At 64.6% G+C, this 18,134-nt stretch carries 21 protein-coding genes; 16 read left to right on the forward strand and 5 right to left on the reverse strand.

Annotation, left to right across the window (positions count from 1 at the left end; translation table 11 throughout):
• The first annotated feature begins 40 nt into the window (after positions 1-40).
• The 4 genes from I6F31_RS09690 to I6F31_RS09705 all read left to right on the forward strand — a co-directional run bounded on the left by I6F31_RS09690 (position 41) and on the right by I6F31_RS09705 (position 4,046).
• On the forward strand, positions 41-907 hold the full coding sequence (locus I6F31_RS09690; protein WP_225128540.1) for an alpha/beta hydrolase: 867 nt from the start codon (positions 41-43) through the stop codon (positions 905-907).
• A 137-nt stretch (positions 908-1,044) separates the two neighbouring features.
• A complete protein-coding gene (locus I6F31_RS09695) occupies positions 1,045-1,272 on the forward strand; it encodes a hypothetical protein (protein WP_036020661.1) in 228 nt (75 codons plus the stop codon).
• Between the two features lie 159 nt (positions 1,273-1,431).
• Positions 1,432-2,115: a response regulator transcription factor gene (locus tag I6F31_RS09700; RefSeq protein WP_225185315.1), complete on the forward strand. Its 684-nt coding sequence runs from the start codon at positions 1,432-1,434 to the stop codon at positions 2,113-2,115.
• The gene (locus I6F31_RS09705) at positions 2,112-4,046 is read left to right on the forward strand and encodes an ATP-binding protein (RefSeq protein ID WP_036020659.1); all 1,935 of its coding nucleotides are present in this window, start codon (positions 2,112-2,114) and stop codon (positions 4,044-4,046) included. Before I6F31_RS09700 ends, I6F31_RS09705 begins: the two co-directional genes overlap by 4 nt.
• Before the next feature lie 137 nt (positions 4,047-4,183).
• Here the strand turns inward: I6F31_RS09705 and I6F31_RS09710 are convergent, their stop codons facing one another.
• Positions 4,184-4,468 carry a hypothetical protein gene (locus I6F31_RS09710; RefSeq protein WP_225185316.1) on the reverse strand — a complete coding sequence of 95 codons (285 nt, stop codon included), beginning with the start codon at positions 4,466-4,468 and terminating at the stop codon, positions 4,184-4,186.
• Between the two features lie 234 nt (positions 4,469-4,702).
• On the opposite strand from I6F31_RS09710, the gene I6F31_RS09715 reads away from it, so the two are divergent.
• Positions 4,703-4,927: a hypothetical protein gene (locus I6F31_RS09715; RefSeq protein ID WP_036020653.1), complete on the forward strand. Its 225-nt coding sequence runs from the start codon at positions 4,703-4,705 to the stop codon at positions 4,925-4,927.
• 80 nt (positions 4,928-5,007) lie between these two features.
• Here I6F31_RS09715 and I6F31_RS09720 read toward each other — a convergent pair whose 3' ends face one another.
• Positions 5,008-5,430, reverse strand: coding sequence for a GFA family protein (locus I6F31_RS09720; RefSeq protein ID WP_036040263.1), 423 nt, complete (start codon positions 5,428-5,430; stop codon positions 5,008-5,010).
• Positions 5,431-5,519: 89 nt separating this feature from the next.
• The gene (gene mddA / locus I6F31_RS09725) at positions 5,520-6,308 is read right to left on the reverse strand and encodes a methanethiol S-methyltransferase (protein ID WP_225185317.1); all 789 of its coding nucleotides are present in this window, start codon (positions 6,306-6,308) and stop codon (positions 5,520-5,522) included.
• 133 nt (positions 6,309-6,441) lie between these two features.
• Between mddA and I6F31_RS09730 the strand changes: the two genes are divergently transcribed.
• Positions 6,442-7,989, forward strand: a complete 1,548-nt coding sequence (locus I6F31_RS09730) for a winged helix-turn-helix domain-containing tetratricopeptide repeat protein (RefSeq protein WP_225185318.1) — start codon at positions 6,442-6,444, stop codon at positions 7,987-7,989.
• Positions 7,990-8,018: 29 nt separating this feature from the next.
• Here the strand turns inward: I6F31_RS09730 and irr are convergent, their stop codons facing one another.
• Complete coding sequence (gene irr / locus I6F31_RS09735; RefSeq protein ID WP_035996708.1) at positions 8,019-8,504, reverse strand: Fur family transcriptional regulator Irr; 486 nt, start codon at positions 8,502-8,504, stop codon at positions 8,019-8,021.
• A gap of 181 nt (positions 8,505-8,685) precedes the next feature.
• Between irr and I6F31_RS09740 the strand changes: the two genes are divergently transcribed.
• The 8 genes from I6F31_RS09740 (at position 8,686) to I6F31_RS09775 (ending at position 16,277) form a co-directional block, all read left to right on the forward strand.
• The gene (locus I6F31_RS09740; protein WP_225140744.1) at positions 8,686-8,997 is read left to right on the forward strand and encodes a hypothetical protein; all 312 of its coding nucleotides are present in this window, start codon (positions 8,686-8,688) and stop codon (positions 8,995-8,997) included.
• A 301-nt stretch (positions 8,998-9,298) separates the two neighbouring features.
• Positions 9,299-10,849 (forward strand): ABC transporter substrate-binding protein, encoded by a 1,551-nt coding sequence (locus I6F31_RS09745; RefSeq protein WP_035996790.1) that lies wholly within the window; start codon positions 9,299-9,301, stop codon positions 10,847-10,849.
• A gap of 199 nt (positions 10,850-11,048) precedes the next feature.
• Positions 11,049-12,020 (forward strand): ABC transporter permease, encoded by a 972-nt coding sequence (locus I6F31_RS09750; RefSeq protein ID WP_225185319.1) that lies wholly within the window; start codon positions 11,049-11,051, stop codon positions 12,018-12,020.
• On the forward strand, positions 12,017-12,856 hold the full coding sequence (locus tag I6F31_RS09755; RefSeq protein WP_035996700.1) for an ABC transporter permease: 840 nt from the start codon (positions 12,017-12,019) through the stop codon (positions 12,854-12,856). Before I6F31_RS09750 ends, I6F31_RS09755 begins: the two co-directional genes overlap by 4 nt.
• A gap of 2 nt (positions 12,857-12,858) precedes the next feature.
• On the forward strand, positions 12,859-14,478 hold the full coding sequence (locus tag I6F31_RS09760; protein ID WP_225185320.1) for an ABC transporter ATP-binding protein: 1,620 nt from the start codon (positions 12,859-12,861) through the stop codon (positions 14,476-14,478).
• Positions 14,479-14,847: 369 nt separating this feature from the next.
• Positions 14,848-15,024, forward strand: a complete 177-nt coding sequence (locus tag I6F31_RS09765) for a hypothetical protein (RefSeq protein ID WP_167361648.1) — start codon at positions 14,848-14,850, stop codon at positions 15,022-15,024.
• On the forward strand, positions 15,021-15,230 hold the full coding sequence (locus tag I6F31_RS09770; RefSeq protein WP_035996696.1) for a hypothetical protein: 210 nt from the start codon (positions 15,021-15,023) through the stop codon (positions 15,228-15,230). The genes I6F31_RS09765 and I6F31_RS09770 overlap by 4 nt, the downstream gene beginning before the upstream one ends.
• 105 nt (positions 15,231-15,335) lie before the next feature.
• Positions 15,336-16,277: an AEC family transporter gene (locus tag I6F31_RS09775; RefSeq protein WP_157285637.1), complete on the forward strand. Its 942-nt coding sequence runs from the start codon at positions 15,336-15,338 to the stop codon at positions 16,275-16,277.
• A 32-nt stretch (positions 16,278-16,309) separates the two neighbouring features.
• Here the strand turns inward: I6F31_RS09775 and I6F31_RS09780 are convergent, their stop codons facing one another.
• On the reverse strand, positions 16,310-16,594 hold the full coding sequence (locus I6F31_RS09780) for a hypothetical protein (protein ID WP_036020690.1): 285 nt from the start codon (positions 16,592-16,594) through the stop codon (positions 16,310-16,312).
• 189 nt (positions 16,595-16,783) lie between these two features.
• Here I6F31_RS09780 and I6F31_RS09785 point away from each other — a divergent pair, with 189 nt between their 5' ends.
• Both I6F31_RS09785 and I6F31_RS09790 read left to right on the forward strand, forming a co-directional pair.
• Complete coding sequence (locus I6F31_RS09785; RefSeq protein WP_035996689.1) at positions 16,784-17,104, forward strand: hypothetical protein; 321 nt, start codon at positions 16,784-16,786, stop codon at positions 17,102-17,104.
• A 224-nt stretch (positions 17,105-17,328) separates the two neighbouring features.
• Positions 17,329-18,054: an outer membrane protein gene (locus I6F31_RS09790; RefSeq protein ID WP_035996788.1), complete on the forward strand. Its 726-nt coding sequence runs from the start codon at positions 17,329-17,331 to the stop codon at positions 18,052-18,054.
• Positions 18,055-18,134 lie beyond the last annotated feature (80 nt).

Raw genomic sequence — 18,134 nt, forward strand, 5'->3', positions numbered from 1 at the left:
CCCCGCCCCGAAGTTGCTTTATCTACAAAGGAAGCAAGACATGGACACACGCGTCAGACATTGCAGGGTCCGGATCGGATCCGTGGATACCTTCTACCGAGAAGCCGGTCCTGAACGCGCGCCCGTCGTTCTGCTGCCGCACGGCTATCCCTGTTCATCCTACGAATTCCGCAATCTGATGCCGCGACTGGCCGATAATTGGCGGCTGATTGCTCCCGACTATCCCGGGTTCGGCTATAGCGGGACACCTGATGACTTCGACTACAGCTTCGACGGCTATGCCGCGTGGCTCGACCAGTTCGTGAAGCAGCTGAAGATCGAACGCTTCGTGATCTACCTTCATGATTTTGGCTCACCGATCGGAGCGAGGCTGGCGATCATGCGGCCTGAGAGGGTGGTGGCCCAGATCATTCAAAACGGCGACATACCTTACGAAGATGCGCTTGGCCCGGCATACGCTGACATCGAGAAGTCCTGGTCACTGCCCGATCAGGAGATGCGTGCGGCGATGAGGGAAGCTATCACTGAAGAGAATTTCCGGGACGAGTTCCTGAATGATGTGCGTGCGGACATGGCTGGACTGATCGCGCCGGACCTTTGGCGATTGCACTGGTCGCTGATGACCGAGCGGCGGAAAGACGCCGCCGCAGACGTTCTGTTTGGCCTCAAGGCGAACCGCCAATGGTTTCCCGAGCACCGCCGATATCTTCAGCAGCACAAGCCGCCAACATTGATCCTGTGGGGGCCGCAGGACCATTACATGCCTGAGGAGTCAGGGCGGGCCTATCTCCGGGACCTGCCGGATGCCGAACTGCATCTCCTGGATGGCGGCCATTGGCTGCTCGAAACCAACCTCGATGAGGTTGTCGCGCTGACGCGATCATTTCTCGAACGGATCGAACCTTAACGGGCAACGACAGCGCTTTTGTCGCCAACCGGCACCGGCGCGGGCGGCAAGCTTCCCCGATCGTCCCGGGGCGTTCGACTTCCCCCAGATATTCCCTATATCGTGCGGCAACGATCTTGACGCAGCGGACCGCTTCGATGGCCAGGAGACGCACGACGGACACGGACGACCTTCCCCGCTATTTCGTCTGGGTCCGGGGGCTCGAAGGGCCCGAGCCGCAGAAATGGACGGCGATGGATTTCGGCGTCGGCGATTGGAAGCGGCCGCTCGTGCTGGCCTATCTGGAGCTGCCGGAAGACGAACGGCCGCTGTCGCTATCGGTCCTGGCGCGGCGATATCCGCCGCCGCGGGTTGATCTTTCGTAAGCTGGATTGGCGGCGGCACTCCGTCGCGCGGCAACGTTGGGTCGGCACATGGCAGTCCCGTGACTTTCCCGCCCCCATGATTATGGGTGTCACGGCCTTCGGGCTACGGTTAGACTTGCCTCGCGCCGCGGGGGACACGCGGATCGCGGGACCATGATCATGACCGAACAAGGCGAGACGGGTGAAGCCATCACCATCCTCCTCGTCGAGGACGATGCGCCGACCTGCTGGCGGCTCCAGGATGCGCTGGTCAAGGCCGGTTACGAGGTGCGCAGCGCCGGTACGCTCGCAGAGGCGCGGCAAGCCCTCGCCGCCGGCGCGCCGCGCGTGCTGCTGACCGACCTGCGACTGCCCGACGGCCACGGCGTCGAGCTGATCCGCAAGATGCGGCAGCGCTTCCCCGACACCGAAATCATGGTGATTTCCGCGCTGGGCGACGAGGAAAGCGTGATCTCCGCGATCACGGTCGGCGCCACCGGCTACCTGCTCAAGGACGCCTTCCCCACCGACATCGCCACCACGGTGCGCGATCTGGTCGCGGGACATTCGCCGATCTCGGCCTCGATCGCCCGCTTCATCGTGCGCAGGACGCAAGGTGCCGCGCAGAATTCGGCGGAGCCGCCGCCCGGCCCCGCGCTCAACACGGCAAGGCTCACCCCGCGCGAGATCGACATCCTGTGGGGCATCGCCAAAGGCTTCAGCTATGCCGAGATCGCGAGCCATCTCGGCCTGTCCAAGCAGACCGTGCCTGGGCATATCAAGAACATCTATCGCAAGCTCGAGGTGCATACGCGCAGCGAGGCGGTGTTCGAGGCGGTGCAGCAGGGCCTGATCAAGCTGTGAGCGAGATCGCGGCCAAAGCACCTACGAAGGCACCGACACGCCCGCGGCGCCGGCTAATCGCCTCGCGCCTCGTGCCCTATCTGCTGCTTCAGGCGCTGATCGTGATCGTCACGATCCTGGGGATTCGGTTGCTGCAGCCGAGCGATCCCGACGACTACGCGGTGGACGATTTCTCGGCGCGGGAGGACGGTCTGACGCGCCCGGTGACGCTGCCGCATTTCACCTCGTCGCGCTATTCGCTGGCCGACCCGCCGATCTACGCCGGCACCTTCACGTTCCGGAGCGGCGATGCGGCCTCGGGCTGGTCGGTGTTCCTGCCGCGCTTCAGCAACGCGGTGGAGGTCGCCGTCAACGGCGTCGTCGTGCTCGACTCCCGACGCGACACCAACGCCAACCGGCCCGACCGCAACACGCCGCAGATCGCAGCCATCCCCGCGTCGCTGCTGCGCGAGGGCGGAAACGAGATCACGGTGCGGCTGTTCGTATGGGGCCCGCTCAAGGGCTTCCTCGACACCGTCTATGTCGGGCCGGATGCCGCCTTGCGCCCGGCTTATGAGACACGCACGCTGCTGTTCGTCACACTGCCTGTGGTGTTTTCCGCCTGGCAGGCGATCCTGGCCGTCATCCTCGCGATCATGTGGCTGATGCGGCGTCACGAGCCGGTCTATGGCGTACTGGCGACGGCGATGGTGCTCGGCGTGGTGCAGGCATTCGCGCCGCCGCCGGTGCCGCCGGCTACGGTATCGCACCTGGCCGCGGTGCTGCTGGCCTCCGCACCGATTGAGAGCGCGCTGATCGTCGTGTTCGGCGTGCTGTTCTTCGGCTGGCGCTGGCCGCGCTACGGCACGCTGCTGTTCGTGCCCGGCGTCCTCGTGTTCGTGGTCGGGCTGATCGGAGGCCCACCGCTGCCGCGCATCCTGTTCCTGGTGCTCGGCATTCCCACCGTCGGGCTCTGCCTGTTCCTGATGGCCTGCGTCACCGCAACCGCGGTGGTGCGGCGGCAGGACGCGGCGAGCTTCACGATCGGCTGCGCGGTGACCATCGTGCTGGTCTGCTGGGTCCAGGACATGCTCACGGTGCTCGATATCGTGAGCAACGATCGCATCTTCGTCTCGCGGCTGTCCTATTCGGCGATGCTGGTCGCGATCGGCGCCGGGCTGACCTGGCGCTTCGCCCGCGCCTTGAACCAGGTCGACAGCTTTGCCGGCCAGTTGGTGACGCGGGTGCGGGAGGCCGAGGAGCGGCTGAAGGCGAGCTTTGCCCGCGAGGAGGAGCGCGCCCGCGCGGCGGCGCTCGCCAACGAGCGCACGCGCCTGATGCGAGACCTGCACGACGGCCTCGGCGGCCAGCTGGTGAGCATCGTCGCGCTGTCCGAACGCGGCAGCACGGGCGCGAGCATCACGGATGCCGCCCGCGCGGCGCTGAAGGATCTCCGTCTCGTGATCGATTCCATGGACGACATCGGCGGCGACCTGATGCTGGCGCTCGGCTCCTGGCGCGAGCGCGCCACGGCCCAATTGCGCCCGCACGACATCACGCTCGACTGGCGCGTGGCGACGCCGCAGGGTCTGCCGCTGCATCCCGAGCTCAGGCCATGGCACGTCGTCCAGATCGTGCGCATCCTCGACGAAGCCGTGACCAATGCGGTCAAGCACGCGCAGGCCCGCCGCATCGCGGTGACCATCGACACGTTCGACGCGGGCCAGGGGCCGTATGGCGTGATCAGCGTGACTGACGACGGAGGCGGCTTTGCGCTGGCCGGCAATGGCGAGGCCGCGGGGGCCGGCCAGACCGCGCGCGGCCTGCGCAACATGAAAAGCCGCGCCGCGCGCTGCGGCGCGGTGCTCGACCTGACGTCTGATTCCTCCGGCACGCGCGTGCGGCTGAAATTGCCGCAACGTTTTCCCGACAGCGACATGGCCGCGGGCTGAAAGGGCCCCCTCCCCGAACGTGTGGGGCGCACGGAGAGAGGGGACGGGCCGGGTAAAATTGTCCGCGGAGGACGGGGGGTGTTCGTCCGCGGGCCCCTTGGCCCGAAGCGATGCATCAATTCAATGAAGCGGAAATATCAGCGCACGCCGACGCGATTGACCGGGCCGCCCCGATTCATCGGCGTGCCGGCACGCACACCGACACCGGGCGCGCCGACACCGGGGGTCGCGACGGCAGCCCGCGCGACCGGCGCTCCCACCACCACGGCGCCAGTCGGCCGCACCACGCAGCCCTTGGGCACGCCAACGGTCTTGCAATAGACCACGGCCTGCGCCGGGCTCGTGCCCAGCGACACCATCGCCGCGCCCGCCAGCACCATGACCGTCAGCCCTGCGCCCAGCGCTCCAGCTCTCTTCGACATCTTGCTCTCCTGGTTCCGTTCGGCGTCCCGACGCAATCACCGGGTCTCGCAGCCGAGGTGCAGCCTGAATGACAAAAGTCGGCGCGCGGATACATGCCATGAAGATGGAGGTACCGCGGGCGGGAGGATTGGCCGCTGCCATGAACATGGCATGGACCGGCGCCCGGCCTTTGCGGAATGGTCCGGCCCGATTGATCCCGGTCGGGACCAACGAGAATTCCAAAGAGGTGCTCTATGAAGATTTCGGTTCTTGCCGCGCTGCTGCTCGCAGCTGCCGCCCTGCCTGCTGCCGCACAGTCCGGTCCATCTGTCCAGGAGCAAATGGCCTGCCGCGGCGACGCCAGCAAATTCTGCGCCGAGCATATCGGCAAGCCGCCGCAGATGAACGCCTGCCTGCGCGAGAACAAGTCGAAGCTGTCCGATTCCTGCCGCAAGGTGGTCGAATCGCGCGGAGGCTAGTCGTTCATCCTTCTCTCTTGGAAGAAGCCAGAGAGGGCAGCGCTCTGCCGCCCTCTCGAAAAAATGCCAAAGGCGCGCCGCTATTCCTGCATCATTTCGCCGCTTCCGCCGAACTCGGCGGGAAAATCCTTCAGCTTGGGCAGGCCATCGCGCATCGGCAGCACGGTCTCGGCATAGTTGACGTGGACGCCGGGCGTGAACGCGAGGGTGGGGATGGTGGCGGCGAAAACGTCGACCAGACCGAGCGGCGGATGGTTGGTCATGAGATGGCCACCGCACTTCCTGCAATATTTGCGCTGGCTGAGCGGCGTCTTGACGAAGGTCTCGACATTCTGAGCGCCTTCGGTGATGCGCACGGCTTCCGGCTTCCACAGGCTGAAGGCGTTGACCGGACCGCCCGACCACGAGCGGCAGGAGCGGCAATGGCAATAGCCCATCGCCTCCGGCGCGCCCGTGACCTCGACCGTGACCGCGCCGCAGAAGCAGTTTCCGACATGTTTCATTTGGACGTCTCCCTTTTTCTGATGGATCGTTATCGCGCGTCGGCGCCCGCGCGCCTTGTTTCGGTTGGAGGCGCGGGGCTTGGCCTAGACTATACTGACCGGCGCCAGGGAATAAGCATGGAGACGCGTTGCTTGTACTGCCGGTACTCGTCGCCGAAGAGCTCGACGAGATCGCTCTCCTCCAGCGCGATGCCGACGAAGATGTAGAGCGTGGTCACGGCCGCAAACAGCAGATGACCCGCGGTCATGATCGGCGCCGCCCAGAACGCGATGATGAAACCGAGATAGATCGGATGGCGGACGAACTTGTAGAGCAGCGGCGTCTTGAAACGCGGCGGCTGCATTTCCTTGCCGACGAGATGATTCGTCACCTGATGCAGGCCGAACAGTTCGAAATGGTTGATGATGAAGGTCGAGGTGAACACCAGCACCCAGCCAGCGAAGGACAATGTGACCAGTGTCACGGCAAGATCGGGGTTCTCGACCTCCCATATGACCGCGGGTAGCGGACGCCACTGCCAGAACAGCAGGAGCAATGACAGGCTCGCGAACAGCACGTAGGTCGAGCGCTCGACCGGCTTAGGGACGAACTGCGTCCACCATGCCTTGAATTGCCGGCGCGCCATCACGCTGTGTTGAACCGCGAACAGCGACATCAGCAGCAAATTGATGACGACCGCGCGAACGACGGGCGCTTCGGCTCCGGTATCGATGGTCTTGGGCACCATCACCCCCATGACGAAGCCGATCGCGTAGAGAATGGCGACGAAAAACACGAGATACGCCGCAATTCCGTACAGAAAGGCGATGAACCTGAAAATACGAGAGCCCGTAACGTCCGGGCCGAGAGAATGAACCTGATGATCAATTTGGGTCATGAAACACTCCGTTGTGCCGAGGCATCGATACGGTTTGGTCTTCGCACCATGCCGGATCGGACGTCCCGCGGCTTTCGCGGACGATTGATTTTCGCCTGAGACGACTTTGATTTTTGCTTGAGACGACGAGAACGTGCGATTTCGCTTTGAAAACAACGTGCTGGACGGCGACCTCCGGGAGCTCAATTGCGACGGAAAACCCGTCCCGTTGCAGCCGCAGGTGTTCGATCTGCTGCTTTATCTGGTCACGCAACGGGCGCGTGTGGTCAGCAAGGGTGACCTGATCAGCCAGGTCTGGAACGACCGCATCGTCTCGGATTCCGCCCTCAACAGCCGGATCAACGCCGCGCGCAAGGCGCTCGGCGACGACGGCGCGAGCCAGCGCCTGATCAAGACCATTCCGCGCAAGGGCTTTCGGTTCGTCGGCGAGGTCCGGGAAGAGGTGGCGGCATCGCCCGCGCGGACCGAAGCCAGGCTCGCTCCCCCGCGCATGGCGGACCGCCCGGCGGTCGCGGTGCTCGCCTTCGAGAACAAGAGCGGGGATCCCGAGCAGGACTATTTCGGCGACGGGATCAGCGAGGACATCCTCACCGCGCTGTCGAAGCAGCGCTGGTTCATGGTGATCGCCCGTAACTCCTCCTTCACCTACAAGGGACGCGCGGTCCATATCAGGCAAATCGCCGAGGAGCTCGGCGTCCGCTACATCGTCGAAGGCAGCGTGCGCAAGACGGACAACCGGGTGCGCATCACCGCGCAGCTCAACGACGCCGTGTCGGGCGGTCATCTCTGGGCCGAGCGCTATGACCGCGAGCTCGTCGACGTCTTCGCCGTGCAGGACGAGATCACCAACGCGATCGCCGCCGCGATCGAGCCGCAGATCCACGCCGCCGAGAATTTCCGCAGCCGTCGTAAGCCGCCGGCGAGCCTCGACGCCTGGGACCTGTTGATGCGCGCGCTGTCGCATTATTGGCGCGTGACCCGGCAGGACCACGCGGCCGCGAAGGCGCTGCTCGCGCGCGCGATCGCGATCGATCCGGATTACGGCCAGGCGTTGTCGGTGCTGGCCGTGAACGACATGTTCGGCGTGCATCTCGGCTGGACCGAGCTGGCCGCGGTTGCGCCGTCCGCGGAAGCCGCCGCGCTCAAAGCGGTGCGCTGCGACCATGAGGATGCCTGGGCACATGCCGCGCTCGGCAGCGTCTGCTTCTCGACCCGCAGGCTCACCGACGCGCTATCCGAGTTCGAGCAGGCGCTCGCGCTCAATCCGAACTTCTCGCTGGCGCAGGGCTACTACGCGCTGGCACTGTCCTACGCCGGACGGTCGAAGGACTCGTTCGAGGCTGCGCAAAAGGCGATCCGGCTGTCGCCGCGCGATCCGTCATTGGCGATCTATCACGGTATCGCCGCCTATGCGCGCTTCACCGAACGGCACTATGGCGAGGCCATCGCGCTGGCGCGCGAGGCGATCCGCCACCGCGGCGATCTTACCGGCGCATACCGCGTGCTCGCCGTCTCCGCCGGCATGACCGGCGATGGCACGCTTGCGGAAATGGCACTCGGAGAGCTCCGCCGCACCCAGCCGGGCATCTCGCTGCACTGGATCGCGACGCAGCTGCCGTGGGCCAGTGAGCGAGATCGCGAACACTATCTGGAGGGATTCCGCCGCGCAGGGTTGCAGTGAGGCGTCTTACCCTCCCTGCAGGGCAAGCGCTAGGTTCGCTTCCGGCGTAAATGGACGACGACGTCGAGCCGCGCGATCTCGTGGCCGGGAAGCGCCTCGGGCATCTTGGTGAAGGCGAGGCCCTCGGCCACGTCGACCAGCACGTCCTCGCCTTCGAGATAGAAGTGCGGATGCAGGGACGTGTCGGTGTCGAAGAACGACTTGATGCCGTCGGCCGCGATCCGGCGCAAGAGGCCCGCTTCGGTGAACTGGTTCAGCGTGTTGTAGACGGTGGCGAGCGACAGGTATGCGTTCGCAGCCATCGCTTCTGCGTAGAGACTTTCTGCGGTGACGTGACGATGGCCGCCCAGGAACAGCAGTCGGCCCAGCGCCACGCGCTGGCGTGTCGGGCGCAAGCCGGCATTGCCGAGCAATTGCAGGCAGTGCTGCACGCCCGCATCCGGCGACGGCTCAAGACCGGCGATATCGGGTCCGCCGTCGTCATCCGCAGGGATAGTCGTGGCCTGAATGTCCATCCATCGTCTCACGGCTCAAGCAAACGGGATGCGTAGCCGCGTCCCGCTACTTGCCATTCGATCGCAAAAGCGGCGGGCCGGCTTTGATCCGGATCAAATTCGGCGTCGACCGCCTCTGACCTGGCGCAAGGCGGGCCGGCTCATTCCCGGCCAGAATGCGCGGGCATAGATGAGGGTTCGCATGTCCAAGCCGGTTCCCGACAAGGCAGAGGTCGCACTCGAATATCCCGACAAATTCTATGTCGGCACCTTCGAGCATTCGTCCCGCTTCGAGGCGAAGCTCGACGGCAGCGGCATTGCGCTGGTGCTGCAACATCCTGGTGCGGCCGATGAACGCAAATCGGTGCATCTGCACATCAACTTCGGCCTTCTGGCCGGAATCCTGCGGGAGCTCGCCGGCAGCGTCGCCGCGCTGCCCAAGGACGACATCGCGCACCGCGAGCAGCTTGCAGAGGCGCTCGACGAATTGCGGCGGGCGCTCGGCGCAAAATGACGGGCTGATGCTTTTGGTCGCAGGCGCGGACTTGTGCACTGCCCCGGCATGCTCTCATCACTTCTGAAGGCCGCCTGATCCCTCGGAGCTGGCCGATCTACCGTGCCGTCGCACAGGCGGAGAAACAGGACGAGCTGTACATTTTTTGTGCGAGCACTGTCGCGACTTTCATCTTGCCGCGCCGAACGGGACTGTGTGAGCCTCGATGGCGGATGGGGACTGGGATGGACCGACCGTCGCTTTGCGCGCGAGGGCGCGTGCGAAGCGTTTCCGGCTGGTCTCGCTTGAGAAAGATTACGACATGCCAAAACGAGTGTTGCTTGGTCTCCTCCTGGCTTGCGGCCTTGCGGCCCCTGCGCTGGCGCAAGAGCCGAAGACGGGGGGTGTGATCAATGCCGTGATTCAGCCCGAGCCGCCCGGCCTGATGCTTGCACAGGTCCAGAACGGCCCGACCCAGATGGTCTCGGGCAACATCTTCGAAGGCCTCTTGCGCTACAGCCCCAAGCTCGATCCCCTGCCGGAGCTCGCCGAGAGCTGGAGCGTCAGCGAGGACGCCAAGACCTACATCTTCAAGCTGAAGAAGGGCGTGACCTGGCACGACGGCAAGCCCTTCACCGCCGCCGACGTGCTGTTCTCGATCGAGATGCTGAAGCAGACCCATGCGCGCGCCCGCACCAATTTGGCGCAGGTCGACAAGGTCGAGACGCCGGACGATCATACGGTGGTCTTCACGCTGAAGCAGCCGTTCGGCCCGTTCCTCGGCATCTTCGAGGTCGGCTCGATGCCGATGGTGCCGAAGCATCTCTATGCAGGTACCGACTGGAAGACCAACCCCTACAACAACGCACCCATCGGCACCGGCCCATTCATGTTCAAGGAATGGCAGAAGGGCTCGTTCATCCGCCTGGTCAAGAATCCGAACTACCACGAAAAGGGCAAGCCCCATCTCGATGAGATCTACTGGCAGATCATCCCGGACGCCGCCGCGCGCTCGGTGGCTTACGAGACCGGCAAGGTCGACGTGCTGCCCGGCGGCTCGGTCGAGAATTTCGACGTGCCGCGGCTGTCCAAGCTGAAGGACACCTGCGTCACCGGCGCGGGCTGGGAATTCTTCTCGCCGCTGGCCTGGCTGTGGCTGAACAACCGCCAGGGTCCGCTCGCCGACAAGCGGGTGCGGCAGGCGATCATGTATGCGGTCGACCGCGACTTCGCCAAGGACGTGATCTGGAACGGGCTCGGCAAGGTCGCCACCGGCCCGTCGGCCTCGACCATCAAGTTCTATACCGATGACGTGAAGAAATACCCCTACGATCCGGCCAAGGCCAAGGCACTGCTGAAGGAAGCCGGCTACAAGGGCGAAAAGATCCGCCTGCTGCCGCTCGCCTATGGCGAGACCTGGCAGCGCTGGGGCGAAGCCGTCAAGCAGAACCTCCAGGATGTCGGCATGACCATCGAGACGATCGCCACCGACGTCGCCGGCGGCAACCAGAAGATCGCCGAGTGGGATTACGACATCGCCTTTACCTATCTCTACCAGTACGGCGACCCCGCGCTCGGAGTGGGACGCAACTACATCTCCAGCAACATCGCCAAGGGCCAGATGTTCAACAACGTCGAGGGTTACTCCAACCCGGATATCGACAAGCTGTTCGCCGAGGGCGCGGTTGCAACGCCGGATTCCAAGCGCAAGGAGATCTACGAGAAGGCGCAGAAGATCCTGGTCGAGGACGTCCCGGTGGCCTGGATGCTCGAGCTGCAATTTCCGACCATCATGCGCTGCAAGGTCAAGAACCTGATCACCACGGGAATCGGGGTCAATGACGGCTTCAAGGACGCATGGCTCGACAAGTGAAGCCTCTTACCTCTCTCCCCTGCGGGGAGAGATCGAATGTGCGCATAGCGCACATTCGGGTGAGGGGGAGTCTCCACGAGACCAACTGCTGATACGCTCGCCGAGAATCCCCCTCACCCCAACCCTCTCCCCGCAAGCGGGGCGAGGGAGTCATTCCGTCTCCGTGGCGCCAGGTCACATCACCAATATGACTCACTAGATGTTCTCCTTCGTTGCTCAGCGCGTCCTGAAGGGCGTGATCGTCCTGCTCGCGATCGTCGTTCTCAATTTCTTCCTGATCCGCCTGGCGCCCGGCGATCCCGCGATCGTGATGGCGGGCGAGGCCGGGGCCAGCGATCAGGTCTTCGTCAAGCAGCTCCGGGAGAAGTTCGGGCTCGACAAGCCGCTGCCCGAGCAGCTCTTCATCTACGTCAAGGGCGTCGTCAGCCTCGACCTCGGCTTTTCCTTCCGCCAGCAGGCTCCGGTCGCAAAACTGATCGGCGAGCGGCTGCCGGCGACGCTGTTGTTGACGCTGACCGCCTTCGCGATCTCGCTCGCGCTCGGCATCCTGTTCGGCACCTTCGCCGCGCGCTTTGCCGGAACCTTTTTCGACACCGCCATCACCGTGTTCGCTCTGATCTTCTACGCCATGCCGATCTTCTGGGTGGCGCTGATGGGCATCCTCCTGTTCTCGGTCACGATGGATTGGCTGCCGAGCTTCGGTTACGAGACGGTCGGGGCCAACCTCACCGGCCTTGCCCATGCGGTCGACGTCGCAAAGCACCTGATCATGCCGGCGATGACACTCGGCCTGTTCTTCATGGCGACCTACACCCGCATGACGCGCGCCTCGATGCTGGAGGTGAAACGCCTCGACTTCGTCAAGACGGCGCGCGCCAAGGGGCTCTCCGACGCCGTGATCCAGCGCCGCCACGTGCTGCGCAACGCGCTGCTGCCGGTGGTGACGCTCGCCGGCGTGCATTCCGGCACGCTGATCGGCGGCGCCGTCATCACCGAGACCGTGTTCGCCTGGCCCGGCATCGGGCGGCTGATGTACGACGCGCTGCTGCAGCGGGACTACAATCTGCTGCTCGGCGTGTTCGTGATCTGCTCCGCCATGGTCCTCACCTTCAACCTCATCACCGACCTCGTCTATCGCCTGGTCGATCCGCGGATCGAATACGCCGCATGAAGCAGTTCTGGAAATCGATGCTGAAGAGCCCGAGCGGCGTCATCGGGCTCGTCATCCTCCTGGTTGCAATCTCTGTCGCGGTGTTCGGACCGATGCTGTTCCCGAACTCGCCCTGGCGCATGGTGCAGCGGCCGTTCCTGCCGCCGTTCACGCTCGGGGCCGTGCCGCTCGGCACCGACGCGCTCGGCCGCGACATCTTCGCCGGCATGATCTTCGGCGCCCGCGTCTCGCTTCTGGTCGGTCTCGTCTCCACGCTGGCGGCGCTGATCGTGGGCGTGCCGATCGGGGCCATGGCCGGTTATTTCGGCGGCAAGGTCGACGACGCCCTGATGCGCTTCACCGAGTTCTTCCAGACCATTCCGAGCTTCGCGCTCGCGATCGTGCTGGTCGCCATCCTGCAGCCCTCGATCTATTCGATCGTCGCCTCGATCGCGGTGGTGAGCTGGCCGCCGGTCGCTCGCCTCGTGCGCGGCGAGGTGCTGTCGCTGCGCACCCGCGAATATGTCCAGGCCGCCGTGGTCACCGGCCAAAGCAACAGCTGGATCATCCTGCGCGAGATCCTGCCCAACGCGTTGTCGCCCGTGATCGTGCTGGCCTCGTTGATGGTGGCCACCGCGATCCTGCTTGAATCCTCGCTGTCCTTCCTCGGCCTCGGCGATCCCAATCTGATCTCCTGGGGCTACATGGTCGGCGCCGGCCGCACCGTGATCCGACAGGCCTGGTGGATCACCGTGTTTCCCGGCATCGCCATCCTGATCTCGGTGCTCGGGCTGAACCTGATCGGCGAAGGCCTCAACGATGCGCTCAATCCGCGCCTGTCGCGGGAGGGCCGCTGACGATGACCGCCTCGCCCGCCGTCTCCATCAGGAACTTGCGGATCGCGCTGCCCAAGGGCGCCGAGCGCCCCTTCGCGGTCGACGGTGTCTCGCTCGATCTGCAGCCCGGCAAGATCGTCTGCGTCGTCGGCGAGTCCGGCTCCGGCAAGTCGATGTGCGCGCATGCGCTGATGGGCCTTTTGCCGGATACGGTCTCGGTCACCTCCGGTGAAATCCAGTTCGAGGGCCGGGACCTGCTCAAGCTCGCTGACGACGGCTGGCGCGATCTGCGCGGCCGTCGGCTGGCGATGATCTTCCAGGAGCCGATGACCGCGCTCAATCCGTTGATGCGGATCGGCGACCAGATGGCGGAGATGTTCGAGGCGCACGGCCTGCTCACGCCGAAGGAGCGGCGGGCCAAGGCGCTGGCGCTGGCAAGCGAAGTCGGCCTGCCCGACCCTGAGCGTATCGTGCGCGCCTATCCGCACCAGCTCTCCGGCGGCCAACGCCAGCGCGCCATGATCGCGATGGCGCTCGCGCTCGAGCCCGCGGTGCTGGTCGCGGACGAGCCGACCACCGCGCTCGACGTCACCACGCAGGCCCAGATCCTGAAGCTGATCCGCAACCTCCAGCGGAGCCGCAACATGGCGGTGATGTTCATCACCCATGATTTCGGCGTGGTCGCCGACATCGCCGACCAGGTCGTGGTGCTCCGCCACGGCAAGGTCGTGGAGGAAGGTTCGGCCGCGGCCATCTTCAACGAGCCGCAGCACGACTACACCAAGGCATTGCTTGCCGCCGTGCCCTCGATGGATCCGCCGCCGCGAGAGCCATTGGACGATCGGGCCAAGGCCGTCGAGGTGATCGGGCTGGACAAGACCTACGTCACGTCGGGCGGCTGGTTCCGCCAGGCCCGCCGCGTCGATGCGGCGCGCGCGGTCAACTTCAACATCCTCAAGGGCGAGACGCTCGGCCTCGTCGGTGAATCCGGCTCGGGCAAGTCGTCGGTAGCGCGCCTGGTGATGCGACTGATCGAAGCCGACCGCGGCACGGTGCGGATCGGCGAGACCGACCTGACCTCGCTTTCCGGCAAGGCGCTGCGCGGCGAGCGCCATCGCATCCAGATGATCTTCCAGGATCCGTTCGCCTCGCTCAATCCGCGCCGCAAGATCGGCCACATCATCGCCGACGGGCCGATCGCAGCCGGGACCGATCCGAAGGTGGCGTTCGACCGCGCCCGCGATCTCCTCAAGATGGTGGGCCTGGACGCCGGCGCGCTCGAGCGCTATCCGCATGAATTCTCGGGCGGCCAGCGCCAGCGCATCGGCATCGCCCGCGCGCTTGCGCTCGAGCCGGAGATCATCGTCGCGGACGAGGCCGTCTCCGCGCTCGACGTCTCGGTGCAGGCGCAGGTGTTGAAGCTGCTGGAAGATCTCAAGGCGCGCCTTGGCCTGTCGATGCTGTTCATCACCCACGATCTGCGCGTCGCGGCCCAGATCTGCGACCGTATCGCGGTGATGCAGCGCGGCGCCATCGTCGAGCTGAAGCCGACGGCGCAACTCTTCGCCGCGCCCGAGCACGCCTATACGCGCGAATTGCTCGCAGCCGTGCCCGGACGGAAGGAGCACGCGCCGGCGGCCTGAGGCGGCTCGTCCTCGTTCATTGATTTCCGTGATGGTTCCAAAAACTTGCACGCCGAGCGAGGCGAAACATATTCGATTCAGCGGCATTTGCTTTCGTGAGATCATCCTTGCTCATGTCGGCAAGGGGTGACTTGACGCCATAGTCGCTCGTCGCGGCTGGCGTCGTACAACGAACGTGATGTGATGGGCAGCTCAACAACCCAGCAAGCAAGACGCACCGGGATGCTGGGAACTGCGCAGCCTGGTCACGCGCTTTTTATCCGGTCGTGACCGGACCGGCCGCTTCAAAGCTTAAGGGCATGACCATAGATGACGTTTGAATGATCGACGTCATCTCATGACGGACTCACACTGTTATTCGGAGCCAACATGGGCGAAGTTATTCGATTTGTCTCGAAGTCCGAGCGCGAGCGAACGCGCCTCATCCAGGAAGCGCGGGCGATCTACGACAGCATCTTCCCGCCGGTCGATCCGACGGACGAGGGCCAGGGAAGGCCGGCGATCCGTCGCCCGTTCATCGGCCGCGACGGAGGTAACGTATCGTGATCAAGATCATCGCCGTGCTTTGCAGCCTCGCCTCTCCCTCCAATTGTCACGAGCAGATCGTCACCACGTCGGACTTTGCGCAAATCTCGGTGCAGGCCTGCCTGATGGGCGCGCCGCAGCTTGCCGAATGGATGAACCAGCATCCGGCCGAGCGCCTGGCGGCCTGGCGCTGCGTGATCGGAGACCAGGGGCGCCGGGGAATCTAGCGAGGCGGATTCTCCTCCGACAAATCAAGGCGACCCACAAATCACGGAGTGACGCCAGTCCATTGCCGGTCTACCCTCCCTGTTCGAAAATGAGGGGGAAGCCGGATGGAGGTCGCCAGCCTCGTTCTTCCCGTATTCGCGATCATCGTCACCGGCTGGCTCGCCGGCGAGCTCGGCTATCTCTCGCGGGCGCTGGCCGATGCCCTGGTGCATTTCGCCTACAACGTGGCGATGCCGGCGCTGTTGATTGTCACGATCGCCCAGGAGCCGGCGCGCAATCTCCTGGAATGGCGTTTTCTGCTCGCCTTCGGCGGCGGCTCGCTGATCTGCTTCGCGCTCGTGTTCGTGCCGGTCCGCGCAGGCGGCAAACACGACCTCGCAAGCAGCACCATTCACGGGATGGCGGCGGCGATGACCAACACCGGGTTCGTTGCGCTGCCGATCCTGCATGCGATCTACGGCCAACCCGCCGTCCTGCCCGCGGCCGTCGCGACGGTGTTCGTGGCCGCGGTGATGTTTCCGATCACGGTGATCCTGCTGGAAAAGCGCGATGCACGCGGGGCCTCCGTGCGCTCTATGGGACTGGCAAAGCAGATCCTGCTCAATCCCATGGTGCTGTCGACGTTCATCGGCCTCACCTGGGCGGTGACGGGATTGCCGATTCCGGCACCGGTCGCGGCCTATCTCAACATGATCGCTGCCGCGCTCACGCCGTGCGCGCTGTTCGCCATCGGGCTCGGCCTGTCCATCGAGGGCTTGCGGTCCAACCTGAAAGCGTCGTTTGCGCTCGCCGCGGTGAAACTGGTGGTCATGCCGCTCATCGTCTACGGGCTTTGCGTCGTGATCGGCCTCACCCCTCTCTACACGGTTGCGGCGGTCATCTGCGCGGCCGTGCCGACGGCGAAAACCGTCTACGTCCTGGCACATGAACACAAGGTCGAGGAGAAGCTGGTTGCGGCCACGGTCTCGATCACGACGATGCTGTCGGTCGCGACATTGCTCATCGCGCTTTATCTGCTCTCGGGATCGGCGAGCGGCATGCGTTGATCCGCCAGTGGCCTCCACCTTGCCGGAGCCCTCTATCTCGTGGTGTTGCTCCAGGTGGGAGCCGAGTTGGTCACGCCGACCGAGGGCCAATTGTATGATCCGATCGACGGCGCGGTGACAGTGCCAACCGACTGTCCCGACGATCCGTAGGCCGCCCTCGGTTGCGCGGCCGGCGCTCCGGCTCCGCCATAGGTCGGAGCCACCACACCAGTGCTGTATTGCCGGCTGGACCGGACCTTTTTCGCCTCAGCTGCGAATGGTGCGGCAAGCAGTCCCGTCGTGATCAGCGCGGAAATGGCGAGTCTGATGGTTTTCATGGCTGATCCCTTCACCCGTTGCGCGCCCCGATATGCCAAGTGTTCATGCATCGGCAAATTTCCATGGGTTCTCCCTTCATAACTCCGTGTGCGGACGAAGGTGCCGGAGCGCGGCGGACTCACACCGTCTTCGGATGGACCCGAATCAGCGCTAGTGCATTGCTTTCAGTGACTTCCCTGGACGCAAGCATGACCGGCGCCGAACTGAAGCAGCTTCGCAACGACCTCTCCGATGCCCTCGAGCGCAAGCTCAGCGCGGCCGACATGGCCAAGCTTTGCGGACTGCCGGAAAGAGGCGGCGCCGACACCATCCGGCGGTGGGAGGTCAGCGGCCCGACGCCGGAGGGGACCAGGATACTGCGCGTGCTCGCGATGGCGAGCGAGCGCTATCCGATCCTGGAGAAGTTCGACATCTTCGATCGACACGACGTTCGTGAGGAAGACAGGCCGGCAAAGCGCGCCGCCTTTCGCGCGCAGATGCGCGATGAGGCACGGCGGCGTCTTGGTTAACGCAAGGCGCGCGCAAGTTACCGACGGAGCGCGCCGTTAAGCCTTCCTTCACCACTTCTTAAGTCGCCATTAAGCACGAAAATCGTTTACGGCCCAACAAGTTACGTTGGCTGTCGCTGTGCCACGGATGTGACAGCATTTTCGTCAAAAGCGAGCTATCTGCAAAACCAATGCGGCGCGGAAAACGCGCCTGCCGGGGACCTTACGTGTTGGAGTTCAAGACGATGAAGAAGATTCTGTTTGCGACCGTGGCGCTGCTCGTGTTGGGCGCAGCTGCGCCGGCCGTCGGTGCCGATCTCGGCAACCGCAATTATTACAAGACGCCCGCGCCGGCCTACGCCGCGCCGATCTACAATTGGACGGGCTTCTATCTCGGCGCCCATGTCGGCGGCGCGTTCTCCAGCGACAACAATTTCAACGGCCTCTCCACCGGCAACAACGGCAACGGCCGCTTCCTCGGCGGCGTGCAGGTCGGTGCGGACTGGCAGTTCCACCCGAACTTCGTGGTCGGCGTCGAAGGCCAGTATTCCTGGCTCTCCGGCAGCGTCGGCGCCGTGTTCCCGGGCGGCATCGCCTACACCAACGACCAGCGCGGCCTCGGCTCGATCACGGGCCGCGTCGGCTACACCTGGGGTCCCGGCCTGGTCTATGTGAAGGGCGGCTACGCCTATTCGGACAACAACGAGAGGGTCACCGTCGGCGGCGTGCCGGCCGCCTTCGTCATCACCGGCGATCACCGCAACGGCTACACCGTCGGCGCCGGCCTCGAATACATGTTCGCCCCGAACTGGTCGGCCAAGGCCGAGTACCAGTACTACAATTTCGGCGACGCCAGCTTCACCGCCGGTCCGCTCGCCGGCACCGGCGCCTTCACCACCGACGACCATACCTTCAAGGCGGGCGTCAACTACCGCTTCAACTGGGCGAGCCCGGCCATGGCGCGCTACTGATCGGTTACCAGGACCTTATCAAGATGAAGGGGCCGGCCTCGTTGCCGGCCCCTCTTTTTTCGCTCTGCGGAACAACGTCA

The organism is Bradyrhizobium sp. NBAIM01 (assembly GCF_020194115.1).
In the GTDB taxonomy this organism is placed as follows: Bacteria; Pseudomonadota; Alphaproteobacteria; order Rhizobiales; family Xanthobacteraceae; genus Bradyrhizobium; species Bradyrhizobium yuanmingense.

What these genes read in the sequence shown, in the direction of transcription:
- I6F31_RS09690 (WP_225128540.1), top strand. Translation starts at nt 41, where the DNA reads ATGGACACACGCGTCAGACATTGCAGGGTCCGGATCGGATCCGTGGAT.
- I6F31_RS09695 (WP_036020661.1), top strand. Translation starts at nt 1,045, where the DNA reads ATGGCCAGGAGACGCACGACGGACACGGACGACCTTCCCCGCTATTTC.
- I6F31_RS09700 (WP_225185315.1), top strand. Translation starts at nt 1,432, where the DNA reads ATGACCGAACAAGGCGAGACGGGTGAAGCCATCACCATCCTCCTCGTC.
- I6F31_RS09710 (WP_225185316.1), bottom strand. Translation starts at nt 4,468, where the DNA reads ATGTCGAAGAGAGCTGGAGCGCTGGGCGCAGGGCTGACGGTCATGGTG.
- I6F31_RS09715 (WP_036020653.1), top strand. Translation starts at nt 4,703, where the DNA reads ATGAAGATTTCGGTTCTTGCCGCGCTGCTGCTCGCAGCTGCCGCCCTG.
- I6F31_RS09720 (WP_036040263.1), bottom strand. Translation starts at nt 5,430, where the DNA reads ATGAAACATGTCGGAAACTGCTTCTGCGGCGCGGTCACGGTCGAGGTC.
- mddA (WP_225185317.1), bottom strand. Translation starts at nt 6,308, where the DNA reads ATGACCCAAATTGATCATCAGGTTCATTCTCTCGGCCCGGACGTTACG.
- irr (WP_035996708.1), bottom strand. Translation starts at nt 8,504, where the DNA reads ATGGACATTCAGGCCACGACTATCCCTGCGGATGACGACGGCGGACCC.
- I6F31_RS09740 (WP_225140744.1), top strand. Translation starts at nt 8,686, where the DNA reads ATGTCCAAGCCGGTTCCCGACAAGGCAGAGGTCGCACTCGAATATCCC.
- I6F31_RS09745 (WP_035996790.1), top strand. Translation starts at nt 9,299, where the DNA reads ATGCCAAAACGAGTGTTGCTTGGTCTCCTCCTGGCTTGCGGCCTTGCG.
- I6F31_RS09750 (WP_225185319.1), top strand. Translation starts at nt 11,049, where the DNA reads ATGTTCTCCTTCGTTGCTCAGCGCGTCCTGAAGGGCGTGATCGTCCTG.
- I6F31_RS09755 (WP_035996700.1), top strand. Translation starts at nt 12,017, where the DNA reads ATGAAGCAGTTCTGGAAATCGATGCTGAAGAGCCCGAGCGGCGTCATC.
- I6F31_RS09760 (WP_225185320.1), top strand. Translation starts at nt 12,859, where the DNA reads ATGACCGCCTCGCCCGCCGTCTCCATCAGGAACTTGCGGATCGCGCTG.
- I6F31_RS09765 (WP_167361648.1), top strand. Translation starts at nt 14,848, where the DNA reads ATGGGCGAAGTTATTCGATTTGTCTCGAAGTCCGAGCGCGAGCGAACG.
- I6F31_RS09775 (WP_157285637.1), top strand. Translation starts at nt 15,336, where the DNA reads ATGGAGGTCGCCAGCCTCGTTCTTCCCGTATTCGCGATCATCGTCACC.
- I6F31_RS09780 (WP_036020690.1), bottom strand. Translation starts at nt 16,594, where the DNA reads ATGAAAACCATCAGACTCGCCATTTCCGCGCTGATCACGACGGGACTG.
- I6F31_RS09785 (WP_035996689.1), top strand. Translation starts at nt 16,784, where the DNA reads ATGACCGGCGCCGAACTGAAGCAGCTTCGCAACGACCTCTCCGATGCC.
- I6F31_RS09790 (WP_035996788.1), top strand. Translation starts at nt 17,329, where the DNA reads ATGAAGAAGATTCTGTTTGCGACCGTGGCGCTGCTCGTGTTGGGCGCA.